Source organism: Roseibium album (assembly GCF_965233825.1).
Taxonomy (GTDB): Bacteria; Pseudomonadota; Alphaproteobacteria; order Rhizobiales; family Stappiaceae; genus Roseibium; species Roseibium album.
The window spans coordinates 4347199-4370398 of record NZ_OZ247583.1; the positions used below are offsets into that span (position 1 = coordinate 4347199).

Sequence of the window (23200 nt, forward strand, 5' to 3'; positions counted from 1 at the left end):
GAATTCCTCCCTAATCCTTGTTCAATGTTATCGCCGGTTTTGAAAAGATCAAGCTTCTGTACGTTGTATTTGTTTTTTTCTGTATTAACAATACATCTAAATCTGTATTATAGATAATACAAATATCGAGAGGGAAGCTGGATGCCAATCGTTGAACTGCATCTGTTGCAGGGCTATGGATCTGAAGAAAAACGCCGGCTGCACGAGGGATTGACAGATGCCGTTCGCCTTGTGGTACCCGCTCTGCCTGATGCGATTACCGTCCTGATCCACGAGATGGAACCCGACAACTATTCACGCGGGCGTAAGCATCGTGTTGGAGCGCCCGCCCTCAAGGATCCCGGCAATATCGTGAAACGCTATCTGAAGGCGATGGAAGCGCGTGACTTCGACTCGGCCCGATCAATGCTTGGCGAAGGGTTTTCGATGCAGTTCCCGGGAGCTGAACCCATGGCGAGCCTGAAGGAACTGCTCGACTGGGCAGGGCCCCGTTACCGCTTCGTCAAAAAGACCTATGACGGATTTGATGTCATGCAAAGTTCCGGGCCGGAGGCCCTTGTCTACTGCCGGGGCAATCTGTCTGGCGAATGGCCAGACGGAACGACATTTGACAGCATTCGATTTATCGACCGGTTTGAAATCGAGGGTGAAAAAATCATGAGACAGGATGTCTGGAACGACATTGCGGAAGCCAGGGCGAAGGCATGAGCGAGATTGATCCCATCACCTTGTCTGTCTTGTCTGGTCGAATGGAACAGATCGCGGACGAAATGGACGCGACCCTGTTTCGGGCTGCCTTCAATCCGATCATAGCCGAGGCGCATGACGCCAGCCACGGCCTCTATCATGCGGTCAGTGGCGACACGCTGGTTCAAGGCAAGTCCGGACTGCCGATTTTCGTCGGTGTGATGTCCTTTGCCGTAAAGGCGGTAATCGAAAAGGTGGCTGCCGACGGTGACTTGCAGGACGGTGACATCTTCATCTTCAACGATGCGCATATTGGTGGCACTCATCTGTCGGACATGCGACTGGTCCGCCCATATTTCCGGGATGGAGAGCTTTTCTGTTATCTCGCTTCCGTCGGACACTGGCATGATGTTGGCGGTGCAGTGCCCGGCAATTACAACCCGGCGGCCACAGATGTCTTTCAGGAGGCGTTTGTCCTTCCGCCTGTAAGGTTGGCTCGTGCCGGTGAGGTCAACCGGGACATTATCGATATTCTCCTGCGCAACACGCGTCTGCCTCAATCGGCGATGGGCGATCTGAACGGTCAACTCGGCGCGCTGGATCTGGGTGTCCGGCGCATGGACGAACTGTTGGATGAGTATGGAGCATCCACTATTACGGCTGCCTTGGATGCCTTCGGACACAGAGCGGAAGCCTTGATGCGAGCAGAGCTAGAAGCGATGCCCGACGGCCGATGGGAAGCGCTGGATTATCTCGACAACGACGGCATCACTGATGAACCGCTGGCAATTCGGGTCGGGCTGGAGATCAATGGTGACAGTATGACCCTGGATTTTGCCGGGTCCGCGCCGCAATGTGCAGGTCCGGTCAATATCGCGCTTCCAACGACGGTCGCGACAGCCTATGTCGCGATCAAGCATATCTTCCTGGGATTGCCTGCGAATGCGGGCGTGATGCGCCCGATTGAAGTCAAGGTGCCCGAAGGCTCGCTCCTTTCCGCGAAATTTCCAAGTCCGACTGGTGGATATACCGAGACGATCCTGCGGATGATCGATGTGATTTTCTCCGCCTTCGCCAAAGTTGCCCCGGACCGCGTTGTTGCCAATGCCTATGGAACGATCAATGCCCTGTCGATCGCGGGCAAACGCAGCAATGGGCAGCCATGGGTCATGTTCAGTTTTTACGGGGGCGGCCATGGCGGTTCTCTCGAAGGTGATGGTCTCAATCATGGCAACGCGCCTATTTCAACGGCCACGATCCCGCCGATGGAGATACTTGAAGCCGCTTATCCGGTCATGTTCCGGCAATGGGCGTTGCGGCCCGACAGCGCGGGGGCTGGCAAGCATCGTGGCGGCCTGGGTGCCATCTACGAAATTGAGGTTCTTGAAGAAAATGGCGCCGAGGCCTTTTTGTTTGGCGAGCGCGGACGCTTTGCCCCCAAAGGCATTGTCGACGGACAAGACGGTGCGATGAACAGGTTTTCCTATGAGCAGGACGATGATTGGAAAGTGCCGCCTCTGGCTTCAAAGATGCGCGGCATCAAATTGCGGCAGGGTCAGGCGGTGAGACTGGAAACACCTGGCGGCGGCGGATATGGCAAAACCGAAGACAGGACCGCGGAAAACGTTGCAAGCGATGTTGCGCGAGGTTTTGTCGATGCCGAAAGGGCCGATCAACTCTATGGCACCGCCTGGCGGGAGATTTCTATATGACCGGGCGCATGGTGGGCGTTGACGTTGGCGGTACATTCACGGATGTCTTTGTCCTCAACGAGGCCGACGGTACCGCGTCCGTGGCCAAGGTGCCGACGACACGTCCGGATCAGTCAGGCGGGTTTCTCGAGGGCATCTCGCAACTGGGATCGGATTTTTCGAAACTGTCGGTTGTTGTTCACGGGACGACCGCCGGTACCAACGCACTGCTCGAGCGCAAGGGTGCAGTCACCGGTGTCATCTGCACGCAAGGTTTGCGTGACGTGTTGGAAATGCGCCGCCGCGACCGACCCAGAACCTGGGGCTTGCGCGGTGATTTCGAGCCTGTTGTCGATCGGCGGAACCGGCTCGAAGTCCCGGAGCGAACCTTGGCAGATGGAACAATCCGCAAACCTGTTGATCTGGAGGCCGTCCGCGCTGCGGCCAAAACATTGCACGACCAGGGGTGCAAGGCCGTGGCGATCCTGTTTGCCAATGCATATGCCAATCCGGCAAATGAGCAAGCGGCTGTCGCGGCGGTGCGCGAGATCTGGGCAAACCCTCATGTCTCGGCCTCATCGGAGATACTGCCCGAAATTCGCGAATTCGAACGGTTTTCGACCACAGCACTGAATGCCTATCTTCAGCCGGAAGTGTCTGGTTATCTGGACCGGCTTGAACGAGCGCTGAATTCACGCGGATTCGACGGTGAATTCATGATCGTACAATCCAATGGCGGGGTCATGGCCGTGGAAACGGCTTGCCGTCTTCCGGTGCGAACGGCTCTTTCTGGACCGGCAGCGGGTGTTATCGCCGCTGGATATATCGCATCGTCTGCTGGCTTCGAAAACGTGATAACGGGCGATATGGGGGGCACCAGCTTCGATGTTTCCCTGATAGCCGGCGGACACTCCATGTTGTCTCCGCAAACATCCATTGACTTCGGCATGGTTGTACGGACACCGATGATCGAGATCACGACGATCGGCGCCGGTGGTGGCTCCATCGCCTGGGTTGACAAGGGAGGGTTGCTCAACATCGGACCGGAGAGCGCTGGATCGGATCCAGGCCCGGTTGCCTACGGTCTGGGAAACACGCGACCGACGGTAACTGACGCCAATGTGGTTCTGGGTCGGATCGACCCTGACAATCCGATCGGCGGGAAACTGAAACGGCTCGATGTTGACGCCGCACGCGAGGCTATCGACCGGCATGTTGGTTCTCCGCTCGATCTTGGAACAGTTCAGGCTGCAGAGGCGATTCTTCGGGTCGCCAATTCGCGCATGGCCGGGGCCATCCGGCTCGTCAGTATCGAGCGCGGCTTCGATCCCAAGCATTTCGCCTTCATGCCGTTTGGCGGCGGAGGGGCCTTGCATGCTGGGGCGATGCTGAAAGATGTCGGAATCGCACGCGCGCTCGTCCCGCGCTACCCGGGTGTCACATCCGCCATGGGATGCGTGATTGCGGATATGCGCCAGGATTTCGTGCAGACGATCAATTCGCTTGTGGCAACGCTCGATGAAAGCGCGCTCGGTGACTTCATGCAGGCGCATGTGGACCAGGGACTGGCTCTTCTCGAAGCGGCCAGGGCAACCTTTGAAGCGCGTGATTTGAGCTTCGAGTTGGATATGGCCTATATCGGCCAGACGCACACGGTCTCCGTGCCAATGAATGTCCTGACAGAAAGCAGCAAAGTCATTCCCCCCACACGAGCGGACATCGAAAAGGCGTTCGACGCTGCCTACAAGGCGACATTCGGGCGACTGCTGGAGAATGGTGTTAGGCGGATCATAAATCTGCGCAGTTCGGTCACCGGTATGCGTCCCAAGTTCGATCTTCGGAGCCTTGCCCCCGAAACGACGGATCCTGCCGTTCCGAAAGCCACACGCCAGGTACACTTTGAAGAATCGTGGCTCGAAACGGAGATCTTCGACCGACTGGCGCTTCCCGTTGGAACCGTGATCAAGGGACCGGCGATTCTGGAACAGCCTGACACCACCGTGCTTGTCGAGCCGGATCTGCAAGCGCGGGTCGATGCATTCGGCAATACCATAATCGAACCTTTGGGGGATCAGTCATGAGCGAGCCGAGAACTTGGGACCTTAGAAGGACGGCGCTCCTGACGATCGACCTGCAAAATGACTTTATCCATCCCGAGGGTGCTTATGGACGCGCCGGACAAAGGGCGGACAGCATCGCAGATCTACCCGGCCGGATTGCTCCACTTGCAACAGCGATCCGCAAGCGGGGCGGTCACTACATTTCTGCCCAGTTCACACTTGTACCCGATGCCAGTGGCGCTCCTTTGATCGCATCCCATCTCAAGAAGCTGCGACCGTTTCTCGGAAAAGGGGACTTTGCACCCGGCAGCTTCGGCAACACGTTGGTTGACGAACTCTATCCGGCCGATTTTGTGATCGAGAAGGTCGCCTATTCGGCCTTCTATCAGACCCGGCTGGAATTCATCATGCGTGCAGTCGGCATCGATACACTGATCGTAGGCGGCATTGTTACCAACGGTGGAGTGGCCTCGACGCTTCGGGATGCACACTTGCGCAACATCGATACGGTTCTGCTTACCGATGGCAGTGCCGCATTCGACAGCGAAGTCCATGACGCAACACTTCTGTCGCTGGCGACCGTCACCGGTCAGATGACATGCGTTGAAGCGCTGGATTGGCTGGAGCAAGCATCATGAGCCTGAAAACACGACTTCAACAGAAGTCCATTCTGGTGGCACCGGGAGTCTATGACGGCTTGACCGCGTCGATGGCAACATCTGCCGGGTTCGAGGCGCTCTATCTGAGTGGGGCAGCGGTGTCCTACACTCGCCTCGGCCGTCCTGATATCGGCCTCACCTCGGTGACCGAGATGACAGAGACCATGGCTCTTATTGCAGATCGCACGGACCTGCCTGTGATAATTGACGCCGATACCGGTTTCGGCAATGCGCTCAACGCTCAACGGACCTTGCGCCTTTATGAGCGGGCAGGTGCTTCGGCGATGCAGATCGAAGATCAGACTTATCCGAAAAGGTGCGGTCATCTTGCGGACAAGTCACTCATCCCGGTTAGTGAAATGGCCGGAAAGGTGAGGGCGATGGCCGATGCGCGAAACTCGGATGAAACGTTGATCATTGCCAGGACAGATGCCATTGCGGTTGAAGGGTATCAGGCGGCGATTGATCGCGCAGAAAGCTATCTTGAGGCCGGTGCCGATGTGCTCTTCATTGAAGCGCCGCAGTCACGAGAACAACTTTCGGGTATTGCCCTGAATTTCGAAGGCAGAGTGCCCTTGCTGGCGAACATGGTCGAGGGTGGCGCGACACCGATAACAGGGGCAGAGGACCTGGAAACGCAAGGCTATTCGATCGTCATATTCCCGGGTGGTATTGTTCGCGCAATTGCGCGAACGGCAGGCGATTATTATGAAAGTCTGCGGAAAAACGGCAGCAATCGGCCTTTTGCTGACAGAATGTTCGATTTTGACGGTCTCAATGGAGTGATCGGAACGTCCGATATGCTGGCCAAGGGCGTAGCTTATGACCGAAACGAAAGCTGACGTCGCGCCCGCTCCAGACAACTTTGACCTTTCGTGCGAAACCCTGATTGTCGGGGCAGGGGCTGGTGGACTGGTTGCAGCACTCGCCGCACAGGGGGCGGGACAATCAGTGCTTGTGATCGAAGCCGACCCGGTGCCGAAAGGCTCAACTGCCCTGTCAGCCGGTCTGATACCGGCGGCTGGAACGAAGATACAGGCCAGCGCCGGGGTTGAGGATGATGCCATTGTGTTCGCGGCAGATATTCAGGCAAAGGCTGGCAACGAGAACGATCAGGCGCTTGTCAACCGGCTTGCCTGCAATTCAGCTCCCGTGATCGACTGGCTGAGCGAGACGTTCAATCTGCCATTTTCGCTGATAACAAATTTTGACTATCCGGGTCACAGTCGCAGCCGCATGCACGGCTTGCCGACCAGATCCGGTGTCGAACTGATAGATGCGCTCCGTGCAACGTGTGAGGCAGCCGGGATCGATATCGTTTGCGAGCGGCGCGCCGGTCGCTTGTTTATTGAAAACGGACAGGTAGGCGGCGTCGCCGTTATGCGGCCGGACGGAGGTGTCGAGACGATCAGTTGCGACAAGCTGGTTCTTGCCTGCAACGGCTTTGGAGGCAATCGCCAGCTTGTGCACCGGTTCCTGCCGGAAATCGAAAACGGCTTGTGGTTCGGACACGATGGCAATCGGGGCGAGGCATTGCTCTGGGGGCAGGCCATAGGTGCCGGTCTCGCGCATCTGGGATCTTACCAGGGGCATGGTAATGTCGCTCAACCCCACGGTATTCTCATCACCTGGGCCGTCATCATGGAAGGTGGTGTGCAGGTCAACAACAAAGGCCGGCGTTTCTGGAACGAGGCCCAGGGGTATTCCGAAGCCGCACGCGTGGTGTTGTCGCAACCGGACGGAGAGGCCTTCGCAATCTTCGATGGCCGTATTGCCGGTATTGCAAGGCAATTCGAAGACTTCAAGCTTGCCGAATCTCTTGGAGCGGTCAAGCGAAACGATACGCTTAAGGGGCTTGCCTGTGACCTGGGTTTGCCGCCCGAATCCCTGGTGGAAACGGTTGCCTCCATTCCGTGGAACGGTGTCGACAACTTCAATCGAAAATTCGGAACCGAAGCTTTGCGCTCTCCCTATTGCGGTGTCCGGGTAACCGGCGCCCTTTTTCACACCCAGGGCGGACTTCTAACCGGCGAGGGAGCACGCGTCATCCACACCGATGGATCGGGCTTTGCCAATCTTCATGCATGCGGCGGAGCGGCATGCGGTGTTTCAGGGCGAGGCGACAGGGGCTATCTTTCCGGAAACGGCCTGTTGAGTGCAGTGGTTCTCGGCAAGCTGGCGGGAGAAGCACCCACGGGATAGGTCATAACCAGTTGTTCTATCAAACGGAACGAGGCAACGAGCGGGTGTGCAATTGATGGTGCATGCCACGGATAGCGCGTACGCGAATGACCCGGACAGCTTACTCTGACACAGAGGGCGATAACAGTTTAGTAGAACAGATTCGATCAGATAATTGTAATATAGAGGGAATTTCTGAAAGCAGATCAATTTTTGTAAAATTTGCTCTTTAGCTCTCAACATGAAAATGTAAGAAATGCTTTTTGACTCTACATAGTCGATGTGAAGATCAATCACTGGAGCATTTGTAAACAATGAGTGCAAAGAGTGTTCTTATAATTTTTCTATTGATTTTCTTTCAAGGCAGTGCACGCGTGCTGGCTTGCGTTGAGCCCGTTAGGTTTGAGGACACGCAAGAATATACGCTCTACAAAAGTATTGAAGCAGAATCCAATTCCCAAGACGAGCTATTTAGTAAGTTTGCTGAAGTAAGCGAATTGGGAGTAGCGTTGTTCGATTTCAAAAAATTTGTATCAAATTCTGAATACATGACCTTCAATGACATTGGAAAGCTACGCGAGAAATGGATTGCAGGGGATAGTATTATTTTACAACATTTTATTATGAATATTTTGCTCACGGAAACAGAGTATATTGTAAAACATGAATATAAAGAGTTTTTAGAAGAAATTTTAACAAATAATAAGAAAAATTGTTGGATTGATGATGAGGAGTTCAGTATAGAATTTTTAAAACACCTGCTTCGTTCGTCGAAATATTTTCCGGAAATCCCACCGCTTGAAGAGACTGTTTCTTTCTTAAGAGAACTGTCGCGGAACATGGGTGATTATGAAATATTGCAAAACTATTTCGACTTGTTGCGTCTGGGTGGATTCAACATGACAAAACAGGAGTTAAGTAAGTGGAGTGGAAGAAATTCTTCAGATGAATTTTGCAGTGGTGTTGCACACTGCATCGAGCGGATAAGAATTGAATTTGAAAATGTGAAAGAAGAGAACGCGAAAGTTACGAAAAGAAAAATGAGAAAGTTGGAATGCGAGGTCAACTATGTGAATTCTTTTGGAAATTCTGTCAGAATAGAATTGTGTTGATCGTAAATTTTTGCTTGAAATTGTGTAAATTCCCGGAATTCTTGTCTTTTTGCGCGCTTTAGAAAGATTTCGCGAATTACGTCCGACATGAGACCAAGAAGTAAGCTGGAAGATGAACGATTTTTGTATCTACCGAAAAATCGCCCAGATTTCAGACTCAATACATGAGCAAAAGCTTGCCTAGAGGCTGAAAGCGGACAGGAAATTGGTGCCGTTCCTTTCATCTCGCGTTGCAATTCTTCGAATTTCCTTGAGCCTACCGAACTTCCTTTCGATGAAGGTTCTGCCTTTGTAAAGGTGTGGTGAGAAACAGGTCTTCATTTACGTGTTTTGAGGAGTGGGATGTTTGGACGAGAGCCCAGCGCTTTCACGGTCCTGCGGATACGATCGCTGCCGTAATCATTGTAGCTATGCAAAACACCTTTGGCCGGAACATGCGGTAAGAGTGCCTCTGCTCCGGTGAAATCTGAGAAATTGGCACCGGCGAGGTGGAAGGCGATTGGCCTTCCTTTGTTGTCGCTGAGCGCGTGGGTTTCGGTTCCCGGACCAACACGAACTCAGCCCTCAGCATTGACCAGAGTCCTTTTGGTCACCATGAGCGACCTGGTGCGTCCAAATTGCTGTACTGTCGATCATTACTTCAAACGTTCGGTCGCCGGTTTGGGACAGCGTGTTGACGATAACTGTCCAGACACCCTTCTCAGACCGCCGGACATAGCTATTCTAGAGTGTTTTCGTCGGTCCAAAGACACCTGGCACAACGACCTAACGACCGCTCGACTCAAGACTTGTATAATACCGCTGATCTCTCGCTGAGCATCGACGCGAACCTTGCCTTGTGTATCAGTAAGTAGAAGCGGTTGTAACTTTGAAAACTGCTCATCGCTGAGCCAGAAGAACCCATCAGATATCGACAAACGCCAGTTCAAGAGTTTGAACTTGGACTTCATCTCATTTGCTTAGCGACGATACGGTTCCAAAGCCTAGGCGGATAGCTGCGAGTTCAATAAGAGTCGGGGATTTTTCCTCTGTCCAAGTGCGCCATCGATGTGTTCAGGAAAACAGAGAGTGGGCTGCCCGCCGGCTACTGAGTATCTGTCGTCCGCTTCCGTCAGACGATGCCGCCACCAGCCCCAGAGACCTCCGGCCGCGTTTCTGCGACCGCGGCCCGGTAGCCGGAGGTGCGATAAGTGGCGACGGGATCGATGGCACCGTTTTTTTCAGCTCGCGCCATTGCCAGGATCGGTTCGACATCCGTGCGGAAGGCGCGTTTCAGCGTTGTTGTCGCCATCAGCGCATCATTGCTTTCCTGGTGTCCCTCAAGTGCGTGCCGGTCGACCAAAAATGCCTGGGCATAGGCGCGCTGGACCTCCATGGCACTGATCATCAGGCTTTCGATCGGATCGGTCACGTTGTGGGACTGGTCGAGCATATGCGCCGGATCGAAACCGGAAACATTGCGCGTCTCCGCATCCACGAGTTCGTTGAAGACCAGAAAGAGGCGGTAGGGAGCGATGGACCCGGTATCGAGATCGTCGTCGCCGTACTTGCTGTCATTGAAGTGAAATCCGCCGAGCTTTCCGAATTGTATGAGGCGCGCAACGATCATTTCGATATTCACGTTGGGCGCGTGATGGCCAAGATCGACAAGGCAATATGCCTTGTCTCCGAGTTCCTGCGCGATCAGGTAGTTCGTCCCCCAGTCCTGAACCACGGTTGAATAGAAAGCCGGCTCGAAAATCTTGTGCTCGGTAAACAGCTTCCAATCGTCCGGCAGGGCAGAATAGATCGTTTTGGTCGATTCCAGGTATCGCTCGAATTGCCTGATGAAATGGGTCTGGCCGGGAAAGTTCGCCCCGTCGCCAATCCAGATTGTCAATGCCTTCGAACCGATGGCTTTGCCGATCTCGATGCATTCAAGATTATGATCAATCGCCTGGCGCCGGGTCGCCGCATCCGTGTGTGTCAGCGATCCGAACTTGTAGGAATGGGATTGGTTGTCCTGGTCCTGGAACGTATTGGAATTCATGGCGTCGAAACCGAGGCCGAGCGAAGCCGCCTTGTCTTTCAGGCTTGCCGGGTCTGCCTTGTCCCAGGGGATATGCAATGAAACCCGGGGTGTGGCCCGGGTGAGCTGATGGATGACGGCACAGTCCTCAAGCTTGTCAAAGATGTGACGCGGTTCACCTTTCCCTGGAAAACGGGCGAACCGCGTACCTCCGGTGCCAACGCCCCAGGAAGGAATCGCGACGCCGTACGCGGCAACCTTGTCCTTGATTTCTTCAATGGCAATTCCCCGGCGATCAAGTTGTTCTCCGAGTGCTTCATAGTCGCGCTTCAGCTCCGCCGAACGCGCATCATTTTCCTGAGAAACAAGAGAGGCGTCGATCATGGTCATTGCTGTCTCTTTTACCGTGTGAAGGATTGAACGTTGCCGGCGTCGACATTGACGATATTGCCGGTCGACTTTGATGAGGCTTCAGACGCAAAGAAATAGGTCGCCTCGGCAATATCTTCCGGAAGGACGGACCGTTTCAGAAGCGACCTCTGCCGGTAGTGGTCCTCCAGTTCCGAAGTGTCCTTGCCATAGGCCTGCGCCCGTTCCTTCAGCCAGTCGCCAGACCAGATTTTCGAGCCGCGCAGGACAGCGTCCGGATTGACCACATTGACGCGGATGCCGTCCGGTGCGCCTTCCAGTGCCAGGCAGCGCGCCAGATGAATTTCCGAAGCCTTTGCCGTGCAATAGGCACTCGCACCGGGTGAGGCTGCCAGGCCATTTTTCGACCCTATGAAGACAATGGAGCCACCCAGGTTCTGTGTTTTCATCATCTGAAACGCAGTGCGCGATACCAGAAAGTAACCCGTCGACAAGATGGACATGTTCAGGTTCCACAGATCCAGGGTGGTTTCCTCGATCGGGGCGGAGGAGGCAATACCGGCATTGGACACCAGAAGATCAATGCCGCCAAACTCCATGGCCGCAGCCTCAAAAGCCTGCGCAACAGCGTCTTCTTTGGTCACATCCATCACGACGGTGCGCACGACATCCCGTGAATGCCGTGCAATCAGGGTGTCCGCCGTACGTGTCAGTGCCTCCTCATCGATGTCGGCGAGTACGACACAGGCTCCTTCGCGCAAGAACCGTTCTGCCGTTGCCGAGCCGATACCGCCGGCCCCTCCGGTGACGAGCGCGATCTTGCCAGCGAGGCTCTTGGGTTGCGGCATGCGTTGCAGCTTTGCTTCTTCAAGGAGCCAGTATTCGATGTCGAAGGCTTCCTGTTCCTGTAACCCGCAATAGGTGGAAACACTCGACGCACCGCGCATCACGTTGATGGCGTTGGTGTAGAATTCTCCGGAAATTCGGGCGGTAGCCTTGTCCTTGGCAAAGGTAATCATGCCGACACCTGGCACAAGGTAGACAACCGCGTTCGGATCACGAAGGGCAGGGCTGTCGTCGTGGCGGCAGCGCTCATAATAGGCCGAATAGTCCTTGCGATATGCATCTATCGCGTCTTCAAGCCCGGTCAGTGTCCTGTCCACGTCTGGTTTGGCGGGATCGAATGCAACGACCAGCGGCCGGATCTTTGTGCGCAGAAAGTGGTCCGGGCAACTGGTGCCGAGCGCCGCAAGGGTCTCCATATCGCTGGAACAGATGAATTCGAGCACCGCGTCGCTGTCGTCGAAATGACCGACCATGTGTTGCTTGCCTGATATCATTCCCCGAATGGCCGGCATCAGCCGTGCGGCAACCGCGCGACGGTCGGCCGGGGCAAGGGCCCGGTGCTTCAAACCGCCGAACGCGTCAACGCCATCCGTCTTATTTTCAAACCAGGCGATTGCGCTGTTGATGATTTCCAGCGTTGTCTCATAGCAGTCTCTTGCATCGTCGGCCCACGTGAAAAGGCCGTGGCTTTCCAAAACGACACCACGTGCGTCTGGGTTCTCAATACAGAATTTTTCAAGCCAGAGTCCGAGTTCGTAACCAGGCCGCTTCCAGGGAAGCCAGCCTATGTCGTCACCGAATATCTCCTGTGTGATCGCCTTGCTGTCGCTGGCGGCTGCAATCGCTATGATGGCGTCCGGGTGCATGTGATCAACGTGTTTTTTCGGAACATAGGCATGCAGGGGCGTGTCGATCGACGCTGCGCGCGAATTGAGATTGAACGTGCAGTGAGGCAGATAGCCGACCATCTCGTCTTCAAAGTCAACGCCGCGGTATAACCCTTTAAGCGCATGCAGTTTTTCCATGTAGAGCGTCGCAAATCCATCCATTTTGATCGTGCCGACATCTCCGCCCGATCCCTTTACCCAAAGGACTTCCGCCGGCTGGCCGGTCAGAGGATCCGTCTCTATGGCCTTGGCGGACGTGTTGCCGCCGCCATAGTTGGTGATGCGCTTGTCAGAACCGAGAAGATTGGACCGGTAAAGCAAAAGTTCCGGGTCATTCATGCCAGATGCTTTCCCCTTGTCCCAAAGATTTTCAAGTCGGGACCCGGCCGTGGAATTCAACATCATGTCCTCCCAGTATATGCCTGACGGCATTTGCGTGTTTCGCTAAACCCTCGCTTGAACCAACCCTCATGTCAATCAAAAACGCGCAAAATCAGTCATATTGCACTGCAAAATGATCAAATATGATGTTTGGTGATTGACAATGAGTGATTTTGGTGAAAACGTTTGATGACTGGGAGGACTGCATGCACGAAAAAGAACGCCACAGGATCATACTATCCGCGGTTCAGGATCGTCCGGTCGTGACGGTGCAGGAGCTCGTGGCATTGACCGGGGCTTCTGAGGCGACCATACGCCGGGATATTGCACAGCTGCATATGCAGCAGAAGCTTCGCCGAGTGCGTGGTGGCGCGGAATCGATCCACCCGCCGCAATTTGTCGGGTTGGCCGGACGACCGTTCAGCGTCAATGAGACAATCAATATTGCTCAAAAACGTGCAATTGCGCTGAAGGCAGTCGAGCTGTGCGAGGACGGCGATGCGATCATCATAAACGGCGGCACCACGACATTTCAGATGGTGCATCCGCTTGCGACCAAACGCTTGCAGGTGTTCACGAATTCATTTCCGATTGCTGAGCATCTTCTGAAGAATTCAAAAAACACCATCATGCTTTCCGGTGGAGTGATCTACCGGGAACAGAATATCATTCTCAGTCCGTTTGATAACGATGTGACGCGTAATTTCTATGCGAGCCGAATGTTCATGGGTGCACAGGGCCTTGGTGCGCTCGGCCTCATGGAAGCGGATCCTTTGCTCATTCAGGCCGAACAGAAACTGATCGGTCAGGCTGACGAACTGGTTGTCCTCGCGGACAGCTCGAAATTCAGTGCAAGGTCGAGCCTGATCCTGTGCCCGCTCGATCGCATTTCCACCGTCATCACGGATGACCGGATACCCGACAGCGCGGCCAGCATGCTCGAACAGGCAGATATCAAGGTGATTGTGGCGGACGTCAGTGCCGCACAGACCAAGGCGACCTCTAACGGGTAGCCGACTTTCTGCCGGACCTTGGGAAGGCCGGCAGTCATACAGGGAGGAAGCAATGAAACTATTCAAGTCACTGTTGACCGCGATGGCAGTCGCTGCGGTATGCCTTGCCGGACCTGCGCAAGCGGAAGACAAGAGGATCGCACTGGTCGTGAAGGCCCTTGGCATCGGCTTTTTCGAAGCTGCTGCAAAGGGAGCGGAGGAAGCCGCCAAGGAATTGGGTGATGTTGAAATCATCTATACCGGTCCGACGGACACCACAGCGGAAGGTCAGATTGAAGTCATCAACGCGCTGATCGCCCAGAAAGTGGATGCAATCGCCATCTCCGCAAACGATCAGGATGCGCTGGTTCCCGCACTGAAGAAGGCCATGGATCGGGGTATCACCGTGATTTCCTGGGATTCCGGAGTTGCGCCGGAGGGACGCCAGCTTCATCTGAACCCGTCTTCAAATGAGTTGATCGGCAATATGATCATCAAGCTGGCTGCCGATCATTTGCCGGATGGAGGCGACGTCGCGGTGCTCTCGGCGTCTGCAACCGCCACGAACCAGAACATCTGGATCGAGGAAATGAACAAGGTCAAGGACAACTATCCCGGCATCAATGTCGTCGCCACCGTCTATGGGGACGATCTTGCTGACAAGTCCTACCGCGAAGCACAGGGCCTTATGCAGACCTATCCGGATCTCAAGGCAATCATTGCACCGACGTCGGTCGGGATTGTTGCTGCAGCACAGGCTGTTTCAGACGCGGAGAAGGCCGGACAGATCAACGTAACCGGTCTCGGCTTACCGTCCGAGATGGCCGGTCACATCGATTCCGGCGCGTCCAAGTCCTTTGCGATCTGGAACCCCATTGATCTCGGATACTCCGCCACCATGCTTGCCTATAATCTTGCGACCGACAAGGCCGAGGCAAAGCCGGGCGGTGAAATTCCCATGGGTCGCATGGGGTCGTTGACCCTGAACGACAAGAACGAAGGCGCGATGGCCGATCCGTTCACATACGACAGTTCGAACATCAACGATTTCAAGGACATCTTCTAAGCTTGGCCCCGAGCCAGACTTGAAGGAATGGTCAAAAACCCGGTGTCTTGTGCACCGGGTTCTCCAACACAAACAATACCAGGTTCCAGGACATGGTCATGCTTGCGAATATGCAGGGCATAAGTGAAGTGCATTCGCAGTCAGGCGAAAAAATCGAGCCTCTCCTGTCCCTGACGGGGATCTCCAAGTCCTTTCCTGGCGTCAAGGCACTGTCAGATGTTTCTCTGGAGCTCTATCCCGGGACGGTGACCGCGCTGGTTGGTGAAAACGGTGCCGGTAAATCGACTATCGTGAAGATCCTGACGGGTATCTACCAGCCGGACGAAGGCGAGATCTCGATTGATGGACAACCTGTCACCTTTTCAACCGCACAGGATGCGGGCGGGGCAGGTGTCACGGCCATTCATCAGGAAACAGTTCTGTTCGACGACCTGTCGGTTGCAGAGAATATTTTCATCGGCCACGCTCCAAAAACCCGGCTCGGACTGATTGACCGCGCTGCGATGGCCGCAAGGGCACGAGCGTTGCTGGAGCGTGTCGGTGCGCAGATCGATCCCGCGGTCACGTTGAGAGACCTCGGCATTGCAAACAAACACCTCGTTGCAATTGCCCGTGCACTCTCGATCGACGCAAAAATCGTCATTATGGACGAACCGACCGCATCGCTGTCCCACAAGGAAATCGAAGAAACATACGAACTCGTTGAATGGTTGAGAGCGGAAGGAAAGGCTATCCTTTTCATCAGCCACAAGTTCGACGAAATTTTCCGTATCGCGGACCGCTACACCGTATTCAGGGATGGGCAGATGGTCGGCGCCGGCAGGATCGATGACGTCAATGAAAGGGAGCTGGTCAAACTGATGGTCGGCCGCTCCGTCGATACGGTCTTTCCAAACCGGTCGCCACAGCTTGGTGAAGAAGTCCTCAGGGTTGTCGGTTATTCACATCCCACGGAATTCGAGGACATCGGCTTCACGTTGCGAGAAGGTGAAATTCTCGGGTTTTATGGCCTCGTCGGCGCTGGTCGCAGTGAATTCATGCAGGCGTTGTTCGGTATCACCAGACCTTCCAAAGGGGCAATCCGGATTGACGATAAGATTGCAGTCATCCGCGATCCAAACGCGGCGATCAGTCATGGCATCGTCTACGTTCCAGAGGATCGCGGGACACAGGGAGCCATCAAGGGACTGCCGATTTTTCAGAACATTTCGCTGCCGTCGCTGAAGGAAACGTCAAAGAACGGTTTCCTGCGGTTGGCAGAGGAATTCAAACTCGCGAGAGATTACACGCAACGCCTAGACCTGCGAGCTGCAGCGCTTGACCAGGATATCGGCGAGCTATCCGGCGGCAACCAGCAAAAGGTCGTGATCGCAAAATGGCTGGCAACCAAGCCGCGCGTCATCATTCTCGATGAACCGACCAAAGGGATCGACATTGGTTCCAAGGCCGCAGTTCACGAATTTATGGCCGAACTGGCCGCCGAAGGTCTGGCGGTGATCATGGTGTCTTCCGAAATCCCTGAAGTTCTCGGAATGTCTGACCGTGTGATCGTCATGCGGGAAGGGCGCATTGCAGCCGAATTCAATCGTGAAGAGATGACCCCGGAACAGCTGGTTCGGGCTGCCGCCGGTATTGCTGAGGTCCTGACATGACCTGGTCCGGCTGGAAATCCCGGGAGGTGATCCTTGCAGGTGCAATCATTCTTCTCGTCGGCATGATTGCATCAAGGTTCCCGGCTTTCATCGCGCCGTCCAACCTTGCCAACGTCTTCAACGACACTTCTCCCCTGATCATACTTGCGCTTGGGCAGATGGTGGTGATCGTAACCCGTTGTATCGACCTGTCCGTTGCCGCCAACCTCGCGTTGACCGGAATGGTGGTCGCGATGCTTAACACCGCCATGCCCGATTTGCCGGTTCCGGTCATACTTGCAATCGCGATCGGTCTTGGTTCCCTGATGGGGCTCATCAATGGGCTGCTTGTCTGGAAGCTGAGCATTCCGCCCATCGTCGTTACACTTGGTACCATGACAATTTATCGGGGGATCATCTTCCTGATTTCCGGAGGCGAGTGGATAAACGCGCACGAAATGAGCGATGCCTTCAAGGCTTTTCCCCGTGAGACCATTCTCGGATTGCCCGTGCTGTCCTGGATCGCGATCCTCGTTGTTCTGGCTTTTGTCGTTCTGGTGGGACGAACGGCTCTCGGCAGGGCTTTCTTCGCAGTTGGCGGCAATCCGCATGCCGCCGTCTATACGGGCATCAATGTCGGCCAGACACAATGTGCGGCCTATGTGATTTCCGGCGCTTTGGCGGGTTTGACCGGTTATCTCTGGGTGGCGCGTTACGCAGTGGCCTATGTCGACATTGCCGGTGGTTTTGAGCTGGAAGTCGTTGCGGCTTGTGTGATCGGTGGCATATCGATCGCCGGTGGTATCGGATCGGTCGGCGGGGCATTGCTTGGCGCGCTGTTTCTCGGCATCGTCAAGAATGCTCTGCCAGTCATCAACATTTCACCTTTCTGGCAACTCGCCATTTCCGGTAGCGCGATCATCATCGCCGTTGCCTTCAACGCAACGTCAAGCCGGTCCAAGGGCCGCGTGATTTTGAAAAAAGCGGAGCATGCAACATGAGTGTCACCGCAAACGAGACCGGCAGCATCGAGCGCCAGATTCCGGACCGGCTGAAGTCTCCGGCGCAACGCTTCCTGGCGAGTTGGGAACTGCTCCTGCTTGGTGTCGCGGTGGCGGTATTCACATTGAACAGTTTCGCGTCGCCCTATTTCCTTGATGCCTGGAATCTCTCCGACGCGACCTACAACTTCACCGAAAAAGCGATGATTGCCTTTGCGATGGCACTTCTGATCATTTCAGGTGAAATCGATCTCTCGGTCGCCTCGATCATCGCACTTGCTTCAACAGCAATGGGGTTTGCGGTTCAGATGGGAGCCGATACGTCGGTTCTGATCCTCGTTGGCGTTGGTGTCGGGCTTTTGTGCGGTGCCTTCAATGGCGTGCTCGTGACCGGCCTCGGGTTGCCGTCCATTGTGGTTACCATTGGTACCATGAGCCTGTTTCGTGGCATTTCCTACATCGTACTGGGTGACAAGGCCTACACGGGGTACCCGTCCAGCTTCGCATTCTTCGGACAAGGATATGTCTGGTGGGCGGTTTCGTTTGAATTCGTGCTGTTCGTCCTGTTCGCGATTTTCTTTGCCATTGTTCTGCACCGCACCAGTTTCGGCCGTCTCGTTTATGCAATCGGCAACAATCCGGTAGGTGCCTTGTTTTCCGGTATTCAGGTAGCGCGGGTCAAGTTTGTGTTGTTCCTGCTGACCGGGGCAATGTCCGGCGTGGCCGCGATCTGTCTGACATCTCGCCTTGGCGCGACACGTCCTTCAATCGCCTTTGGCTGGGAGCTGGAAGTCGTGACCATGGTTGTGCTGGGTGGCGTCAGTATTCTTGGCGGCGCCGGATCAATCCCCGGAGTGGTGATAGCGGCCTTCGTTATGGGCATGGTAACGTTCGGTTTCGGTCTGTTGAACGTTCCAGGCATAGTCATGTCGATATTCATCGGATTGCTGTTGATTGCCGTCATAGCCCTGCCTCGTATCGCGCGACAGGTTCTTGCTCGAAGGAGGGGGTGATATCATGGAAAAACTGGCCTTCAAGATGATCCTCAATCCTGGAATGGAAGAGGAATACAAGAAACGGCACGATGAAATCTGGCCCGAACTGGCCGCCCTGCTGAAGTCTGCCGGAATTCGTGACTATTCAATCCACCTCGACCGGGACACCAACATTCTGTTTGGGGTGTTGTGGCGTGAGGACGGGCACAAGATGGAGGACCTGCCGGAGCACCCTGTCATGCAGAAGTGGTGGGCACACATGTCGGACATCATGGCTTCCCGACCGGACAACAAGCCGGTGGTCAAGGAGCTTGAAACCGTCTTTCATCTGGATTGATATCAAATGGGCTCAATCCGGCATGTGGGTGTGATCGATATCGGCAAGACCAACGTCAAGGTCGCTGTGGTTGATCTGGAAAATCAGACCGAGATTACGGCTCTGAAACGAGCCAATACCATTGTCGCTGCCCCCCCTTATCCGCATTACGACATTGAAGGCCATTGGAATTTCATTCTTGAGGCGCTTGCAAGTCTGTACAGTCGATATCCGTTTGACGCGATTGCGACGACAACACATGGCGCAAGCATCGTTCTCCTGGACGCAACGGGCAATCTCGCGACACCTGTTCTCGATTATGAGCACGATGGTCCTGACGCCCTGGCTGAACAATATGACGAGGTCCGACCGAGTTTTGCCGAGACCGGCTCACCACGGCTTTCTGTGGGATTGAACATTGGTGCTCAGCTCCATTGGCTGCTTGAGACCGATCCTGCATTGGCAAAGCGTGTTGCCGTGATCACTACTTATCCGCAGTACTGGACCTATCGGCTGACCGGCAAGCTTGCCAACGAAGTGACTTCGCTTGGTTGCCACACGGACCTGTGGAATCCAGAACAACGCCGCTATTCTTCATTGGTTGAGCGACTTGGCCTGACAAGCAAGATGGCACCCGTTCGGAAGGCGGTTGATATTGCGGGGACCCTGTTGCCCGACGTCGCTGAAAGTGCCGGTCTGCCACCTGATCTGGTTGTCAGTTGCGGCATTCACGACTCGAATGCCTCGCTCCTGCCGCATCTTCTGCAACGCCAGGCGCCATTTTCCGTCGTATCGACCGGAACCTGGGTGATTGCTCTTGCTATTGGAGGCGAGGATGTCGTGCTTGATCCAGAGCGCGACACGTTGACGAACGTAAACGCATTCGGCGATCCTGTTCCTTCTGCACGTTTCATGGGCGGGCGGGAATTCGACACCGTCATGGAAGGACGTCCTGGTGTTGCGTCTGAAACTGAAGTCTTGAGTGTTCTTCAAAAGCAAATCATGCTCTTTCCGGCAATCGAGACACGATCCGGTCCCTATCAGGGCCGACTGGCTCGTTGGAGTATCGAGGAAGCTTCGCTGACCGATGGCGAGCGTTTTGCAGCCGTGTCCTGTTACCTGGCAATGATGACCACGGAGTGCCTGAGGATGATTGGAGCAAGTGGCCATGTCATCGTCGAGGGGCCTTTTGCTCAAAACGCGCTTTATCTGGACCTGCTTCGGGCTGCGACCGCGAGGGACGTCGAGGTCTCGCAAGGCGCATCGACTGGCACGAGTATCGGCGCTGCCTTGCTTGCTTGCCATGACAAGTCAGTTGCCGGAAAGAATTATTCTTCCTTAGAGGGAAAACGAGTGCCGGATCCATTGCTCAAAGCCTATGCTGATGCCTGGATCAGGCAGACGGTGAACTGAGGCAGTTCAAATCGACGGCGATTACGATGGTTATTCGGTTCGAATACCTTGAAAGCCTTCCGGTTACGCGGACTTTCGCTCTCCTGTTCAAAAAGAGAAGGAACTGGGGCCAATGTGCCTCACCGGGATCAGCGAGAAGTGGCTCGCAAACGAGGACCGAATCCACTTTATGGTACACACGCTCGTCACACCAAGGTATCGCGTGTCATTACTGAATGATGTTAAGCAAAATGGTGAACACGATTAGTTAAAATCAGTGTCGTATCGGGAATGTGTGAAAAAGAGAGTGTTTTATTACGGCACACCTGCTTCTGTTTGGGTCTGGGTTTGCGGAATTCAATTTGAGAAATTTTCAAAAAAAACGCCCAAGCGGTTGAATTAAAACAAATAAAACGTTTACTTTACGTTAAGTATGATTTGGTCGGGGACTTGCAAGGGAACTTCCAGAACAAAGGCCTGGAGGAGAAACCTGATGTTGTCCAAAGCCGAATTGATGACCCCCGATCATGTTTCCGGGGTAATTGGTAATTCTCGTAGTGAAGATGTATTTCTATTTGATCTGACTGCCATCGTGCCGGGTACTTTTTGTCAGATCGATCATGATTTCGCAGACTATTTGCTTGAGTTCGCGCGCCTCAGGCCATGTTACCTGCTTGCCAGCGTCAGCTACAACGACCTGCTGTCTCGCCTGCCGTCCAGAGTCAGATTTGCTTTCAAGGGAATATTCGTTTCTTCAGGAGCAGAATTGTGGCGTGAGGACGAGGTTCTGGAACGGCGCGAACACCGTTTTTCAGACGATCTCTACGAGCACCTGGTCAAGGTTGTACAGAACAGCGGCTATCAGGAAAAAGTTGCGCCGTTGATCGAAAACGGACCGGCGACCCTGAGGGTTTGCCTTGCGGGTACGCAGGCCACGATCGGTCAATTGAAGGCCTACCTCAAGTGGGAAGAAGAGCATTGCGAGTTACCCAAAATCGTCAATGAACTCAAGGCAAAGTTTCCCGATCACGAGGTTTGTCAGGATTCAGGCTCCAGTCTTCTGATTTCACCCAATACCTTTTCATCTGCTCTAGTCCGCCAGCACATCACGACTGAACATGAGGGCGCACGTTTCATCGGTTACATGTCCAACCGGGCGGTGAACAGTTTTGCCAGGCCGTTGTGTGACGTCTTGTCGGGGGCGGATCTGTTGACGGAAGTCGGCGGACCGAGTGATCTCAGTCAGCTCATGAGCTACGATATCCGCCGAGCTTCTGCGCGTGACTTGTTGGCAGCTGAATAGCGGTTGCGACTTCGGACTTTGAACTGCCATTGTTGGTGACGCGGCTGGAAGAAAATTGCATTTCGGAGGATGCCGGGAAAAGCTGCACGCGTCGCAAATGAGTGCACAAGTGTGCCTGGACTGGAGCAACACCGGGAACATTTGTGCGCCTGGTCAGGACCGCGAGTATTGCCTGCATATTTTGTTCTTTTGAATTAGATGTTGATCGAAGCTCTTTCGTCAGTCGGTTTGATATTTCGCTTCAAACCGCGACGCTCCATCCGGTCAGATAAAGTGTCCACTCAATGACAACGGGAGAAGCAGTGGTTACTGCGGTTGCCGATCAGCGATCTTGGGACGCATGCTGTCCTGTACATGCCGAGGCTTTATCGCGAAACCGGTGTCAACAGCATCTGGGGAGCCTCTGGCCGAATCTGATTTCTGTACGATTTTCGATAACGCAACGCCGGTTTCCAGTTTGACACGGGACCCTTTCACCAAACTTGTCTTTTTGAGCAAATTGATTTGTGATGAACGGCAAAGCGGTAAACAAGGGGAGGCGCGTTACCCATGGACAGCTGGGTTGCACAGGCCGTGGGCAGGATAAACGCGGATTCCCACAGATCCGCCGATACGCACCTTTTCAATCTCCGGGTCCCTCGGCTCGAAGGCATTGATATATACCTGAAGGACGAAAGCACTCATCCGACCGGAAGCCTGAAGCACAGGCTGGCCCGCTCCCTGTTTCTTTATGCGCTTTGCAACGGCAAGATCAGGGAAGGCACAACGATCGTCGAAGCGTCGTCGGGCAGTACAGCAGTATCTGAAGCTTATTTTGCCAGGATGATCGGCGTTCCCTTCATTGCGGTCGTTCCGGAAAGCACGGCCCACAGCAAGATCAGGTTGATCGAACTTTACGGCGGCAAGATCCATTTTGTCGGATCGGCGCCGGAAATGCATGACGCATCGATCGAGCTGGCACAGTCGATTGATGGTTATTTCATGGATCAGTTCACCTATGCGGAGAGAGCGACAGACTGGCGCGGCAACAACAACATTGCAGAGAGCATTTTCCGGCAGATGGATTTCGAACCGCATCCGGTGCCCAGGCGGATCGTCATGAGTGCGGGAACAGGGGGCACATCGGCAACGCTTGGGCGTTACATTCGCTACAATAGCTACGAAACGGAATTGACGGTCGTCGATCCGGAAAATTCGGTTTTTTACGACAGTTATAAAACTGGCGACGGGTCGCTCGTTTCAGGCAAGTCGAGCCGGATCGAAGGTATCGGCAGGCCGCAAGTGGAGAAGTCATTCCAGCCGGGTGTCATTGATGACATGATCAAGGTGCCGGATGCTGCCAGCGTTGCAACAATTCTCTGGCTGGAACAGATCATCGGACGCAAGGCAGGGGCGTCGACCGGTACGAACCTCTGGGGTGTCATGCAGGTGGCAGGCGAAATGATGGAAAAGGGCGAACGCGGCTCGCTCGTAACGTTGATGTGTGACAGCGGCGAACGGTATCTCGACAGCTATTACGACCCGGCATGGGTGCGCACGCATATTGGTGATGTCAGCGCATATGCAGAACAATTGGCCCGCTGGAACTGACGGAAGTATTCAGGAAATTCAATTGAATGATGT

The 23200-nt window shown here is 54.5% G+C and carries 18 protein-coding genes; 16 read left to right on the forward strand and 2 right to left on the reverse strand.

The genetic code is table 11. From position 1 onward, the window contains the following. Positions 1 to 141: 141 nt before the first annotated feature. The 7 genes from ACO6TI_RS19745 to ACO6TI_RS19775 all read left to right on the forward strand — a co-directional run bounded on the left by ACO6TI_RS19745 (position 142) and on the right by ACO6TI_RS19775 (position 8390). Entirely contained in the window at positions 142 to 708 is a 567-nt protein-coding gene (locus ACO6TI_RS19745) for a tautomerase family protein (RefSeq protein WP_196892475.1), read from the forward strand. Continuing rightward, positions 705 to 2399 (forward strand): hydantoinase B/oxoprolinase family protein, encoded by a 1695-nt coding sequence (locus tag ACO6TI_RS19750; RefSeq protein ID WP_422383158.1) that lies wholly within the window; start codon positions 705 to 707, stop codon positions 2397 to 2399. The genes ACO6TI_RS19745 and ACO6TI_RS19750 overlap by 4 nt, the downstream gene beginning before the upstream one ends. Next, positions 2396 to 4459, forward strand: a complete 2064-nt coding sequence (locus ACO6TI_RS19755; RefSeq protein WP_422383159.1) for a hydantoinase/oxoprolinase family protein — start codon at positions 2396 to 2398, stop codon at positions 4457 to 4459. The genes ACO6TI_RS19750 and ACO6TI_RS19755 overlap by 4 nt, the downstream gene beginning before the upstream one ends. Next, on the forward strand, positions 4456 to 5076 hold the full coding sequence (locus tag ACO6TI_RS19760; protein ID WP_422383160.1) for a cysteine hydrolase family protein: 621 nt from the start codon (positions 4456 to 4458) through the stop codon (positions 5074 to 5076). Before ACO6TI_RS19755 ends, ACO6TI_RS19760 begins: the two co-directional genes overlap by 4 nt. Further along, on the forward strand, positions 5073 to 5939 hold the full coding sequence (locus ACO6TI_RS19765) for an isocitrate lyase/PEP mutase family protein (protein WP_422383161.1): 867 nt from the start codon (positions 5073 to 5075) through the stop codon (positions 5937 to 5939). The genes ACO6TI_RS19760 and ACO6TI_RS19765 overlap by 4 nt, the downstream gene beginning before the upstream one ends. Further along, positions 5920 to 7299, forward strand: a complete 1380-nt coding sequence (locus tag ACO6TI_RS19770; protein WP_422383162.1) for an FAD-dependent oxidoreductase — start codon at positions 5920 to 5922, stop codon at positions 7297 to 7299. Before ACO6TI_RS19765 ends, ACO6TI_RS19770 begins: the two co-directional genes overlap by 20 nt. A 293-nt stretch (positions 7300 to 7592) precedes the next feature. Further along, complete coding sequence (locus ACO6TI_RS19775; RefSeq protein ID WP_422383163.1) at positions 7593 to 8390, forward strand: hypothetical protein; 798 nt, start codon at positions 7593 to 7595, stop codon at positions 8388 to 8390. A gap of 1111 nt (positions 8391 to 9501) precedes the next feature. Here the strand turns inward: ACO6TI_RS19775 and rhaI are convergent. Both rhaI and ACO6TI_RS19785 read right to left on the reverse strand, forming a co-directional pair. Continuing rightward, positions 9502 to 10788: an L-rhamnose catabolism isomerase gene (rhaI, locus tag ACO6TI_RS19780; protein WP_422383164.1), complete on the reverse strand. Its 1287-nt coding sequence runs from the start codon at positions 10786 to 10788 to the stop codon at positions 9502 to 9504. Positions 10789 to 10799: 11 nt separating this feature from the next. After that, positions 10800 to 12902, reverse strand: a complete 2103-nt coding sequence (locus ACO6TI_RS19785; protein ID WP_422383165.1) for a bifunctional rhamnulose-1-phosphate aldolase/short-chain dehydrogenase — start codon at positions 12900 to 12902, stop codon at positions 10800 to 10802. A gap of 185 nt (positions 12903 to 13087) precedes the next feature. On the opposite strand from ACO6TI_RS19785, the gene ACO6TI_RS19790 reads away from it, so the two are divergent. From ACO6TI_RS19790 to ACO6TI_RS19830, 9 genes are all read left to right on the forward strand, one after another. After that, the gene (locus tag ACO6TI_RS19790; protein WP_035900425.1) at positions 13088 to 13894 is read left to right on the forward strand and encodes a DeoR/GlpR family DNA-binding transcription regulator; all 807 of its coding nucleotides are present in this window, start codon (positions 13088 to 13090) and stop codon (positions 13892 to 13894) included. 52 nt (positions 13895 to 13946) lie between these two features. After that, a complete protein-coding gene (gene rhaS / locus ACO6TI_RS19795; RefSeq protein WP_422383166.1) occupies positions 13947 to 14939 on the forward strand; it encodes a rhamnose ABC transporter substrate-binding protein in 993 nt (330 codons plus the stop codon). 110 nt (positions 14940 to 15049) lie between these two features. Then, entirely contained in the window at positions 15050 to 16591 is a 1542-nt protein-coding gene (locus tag ACO6TI_RS19800; RefSeq protein ID WP_422385319.1) for a sugar ABC transporter ATP-binding protein, read from the forward strand. After that, the gene (locus ACO6TI_RS19805; protein WP_104701589.1) at positions 16588 to 17571 is read left to right on the forward strand and encodes an ABC transporter permease subunit; all 984 of its coding nucleotides are present in this window, start codon (positions 16588 to 16590) and stop codon (positions 17569 to 17571) included. Before ACO6TI_RS19800 ends, ACO6TI_RS19805 begins: the two co-directional genes overlap by 4 nt. After that, positions 17568 to 18584 (forward strand): ABC transporter permease, encoded by a 1017-nt coding sequence (locus ACO6TI_RS19810; RefSeq protein ID WP_055121243.1) that lies wholly within the window; start codon positions 17568 to 17570, stop codon positions 18582 to 18584. Before ACO6TI_RS19805 ends, ACO6TI_RS19810 begins: the two co-directional genes overlap by 4 nt. A gap of 4 nt (positions 18585 to 18588) precedes the next feature. Continuing rightward, positions 18589 to 18903, forward strand: a complete 315-nt coding sequence (gene rhaM / locus ACO6TI_RS19815) for an L-rhamnose mutarotase (protein ID WP_422383167.1) — start codon at positions 18589 to 18591, stop codon at positions 18901 to 18903. 6 nt (positions 18904 to 18909) lie between these two features. Then, positions 18910 to 20295 carry an FGGY-family carbohydrate kinase gene (locus ACO6TI_RS19820; protein ID WP_422383168.1) on the forward strand — a complete coding sequence of 462 codons (1386 nt, stop codon included), beginning with the start codon at positions 18910 to 18912 and terminating at the stop codon, positions 20293 to 20295. A 472-nt stretch (positions 20296 to 20767) separates the two neighbouring features. Beyond that, complete coding sequence (locus tag ACO6TI_RS19825) at positions 20768 to 21577, forward strand: hypothetical protein (protein WP_422383169.1); 810 nt, start codon at positions 20768 to 20770, stop codon at positions 21575 to 21577. A gap of 549 nt (positions 21578 to 22126) precedes the next feature. Beyond that, complete coding sequence (locus ACO6TI_RS19830; RefSeq protein ID WP_055121247.1) at positions 22127 to 23167, forward strand: PLP-dependent cysteine synthase family protein; 1041 nt, start codon at positions 22127 to 22129, stop codon at positions 23165 to 23167. Positions 23168 to 23200: the final 33 nt, after the last annotated feature.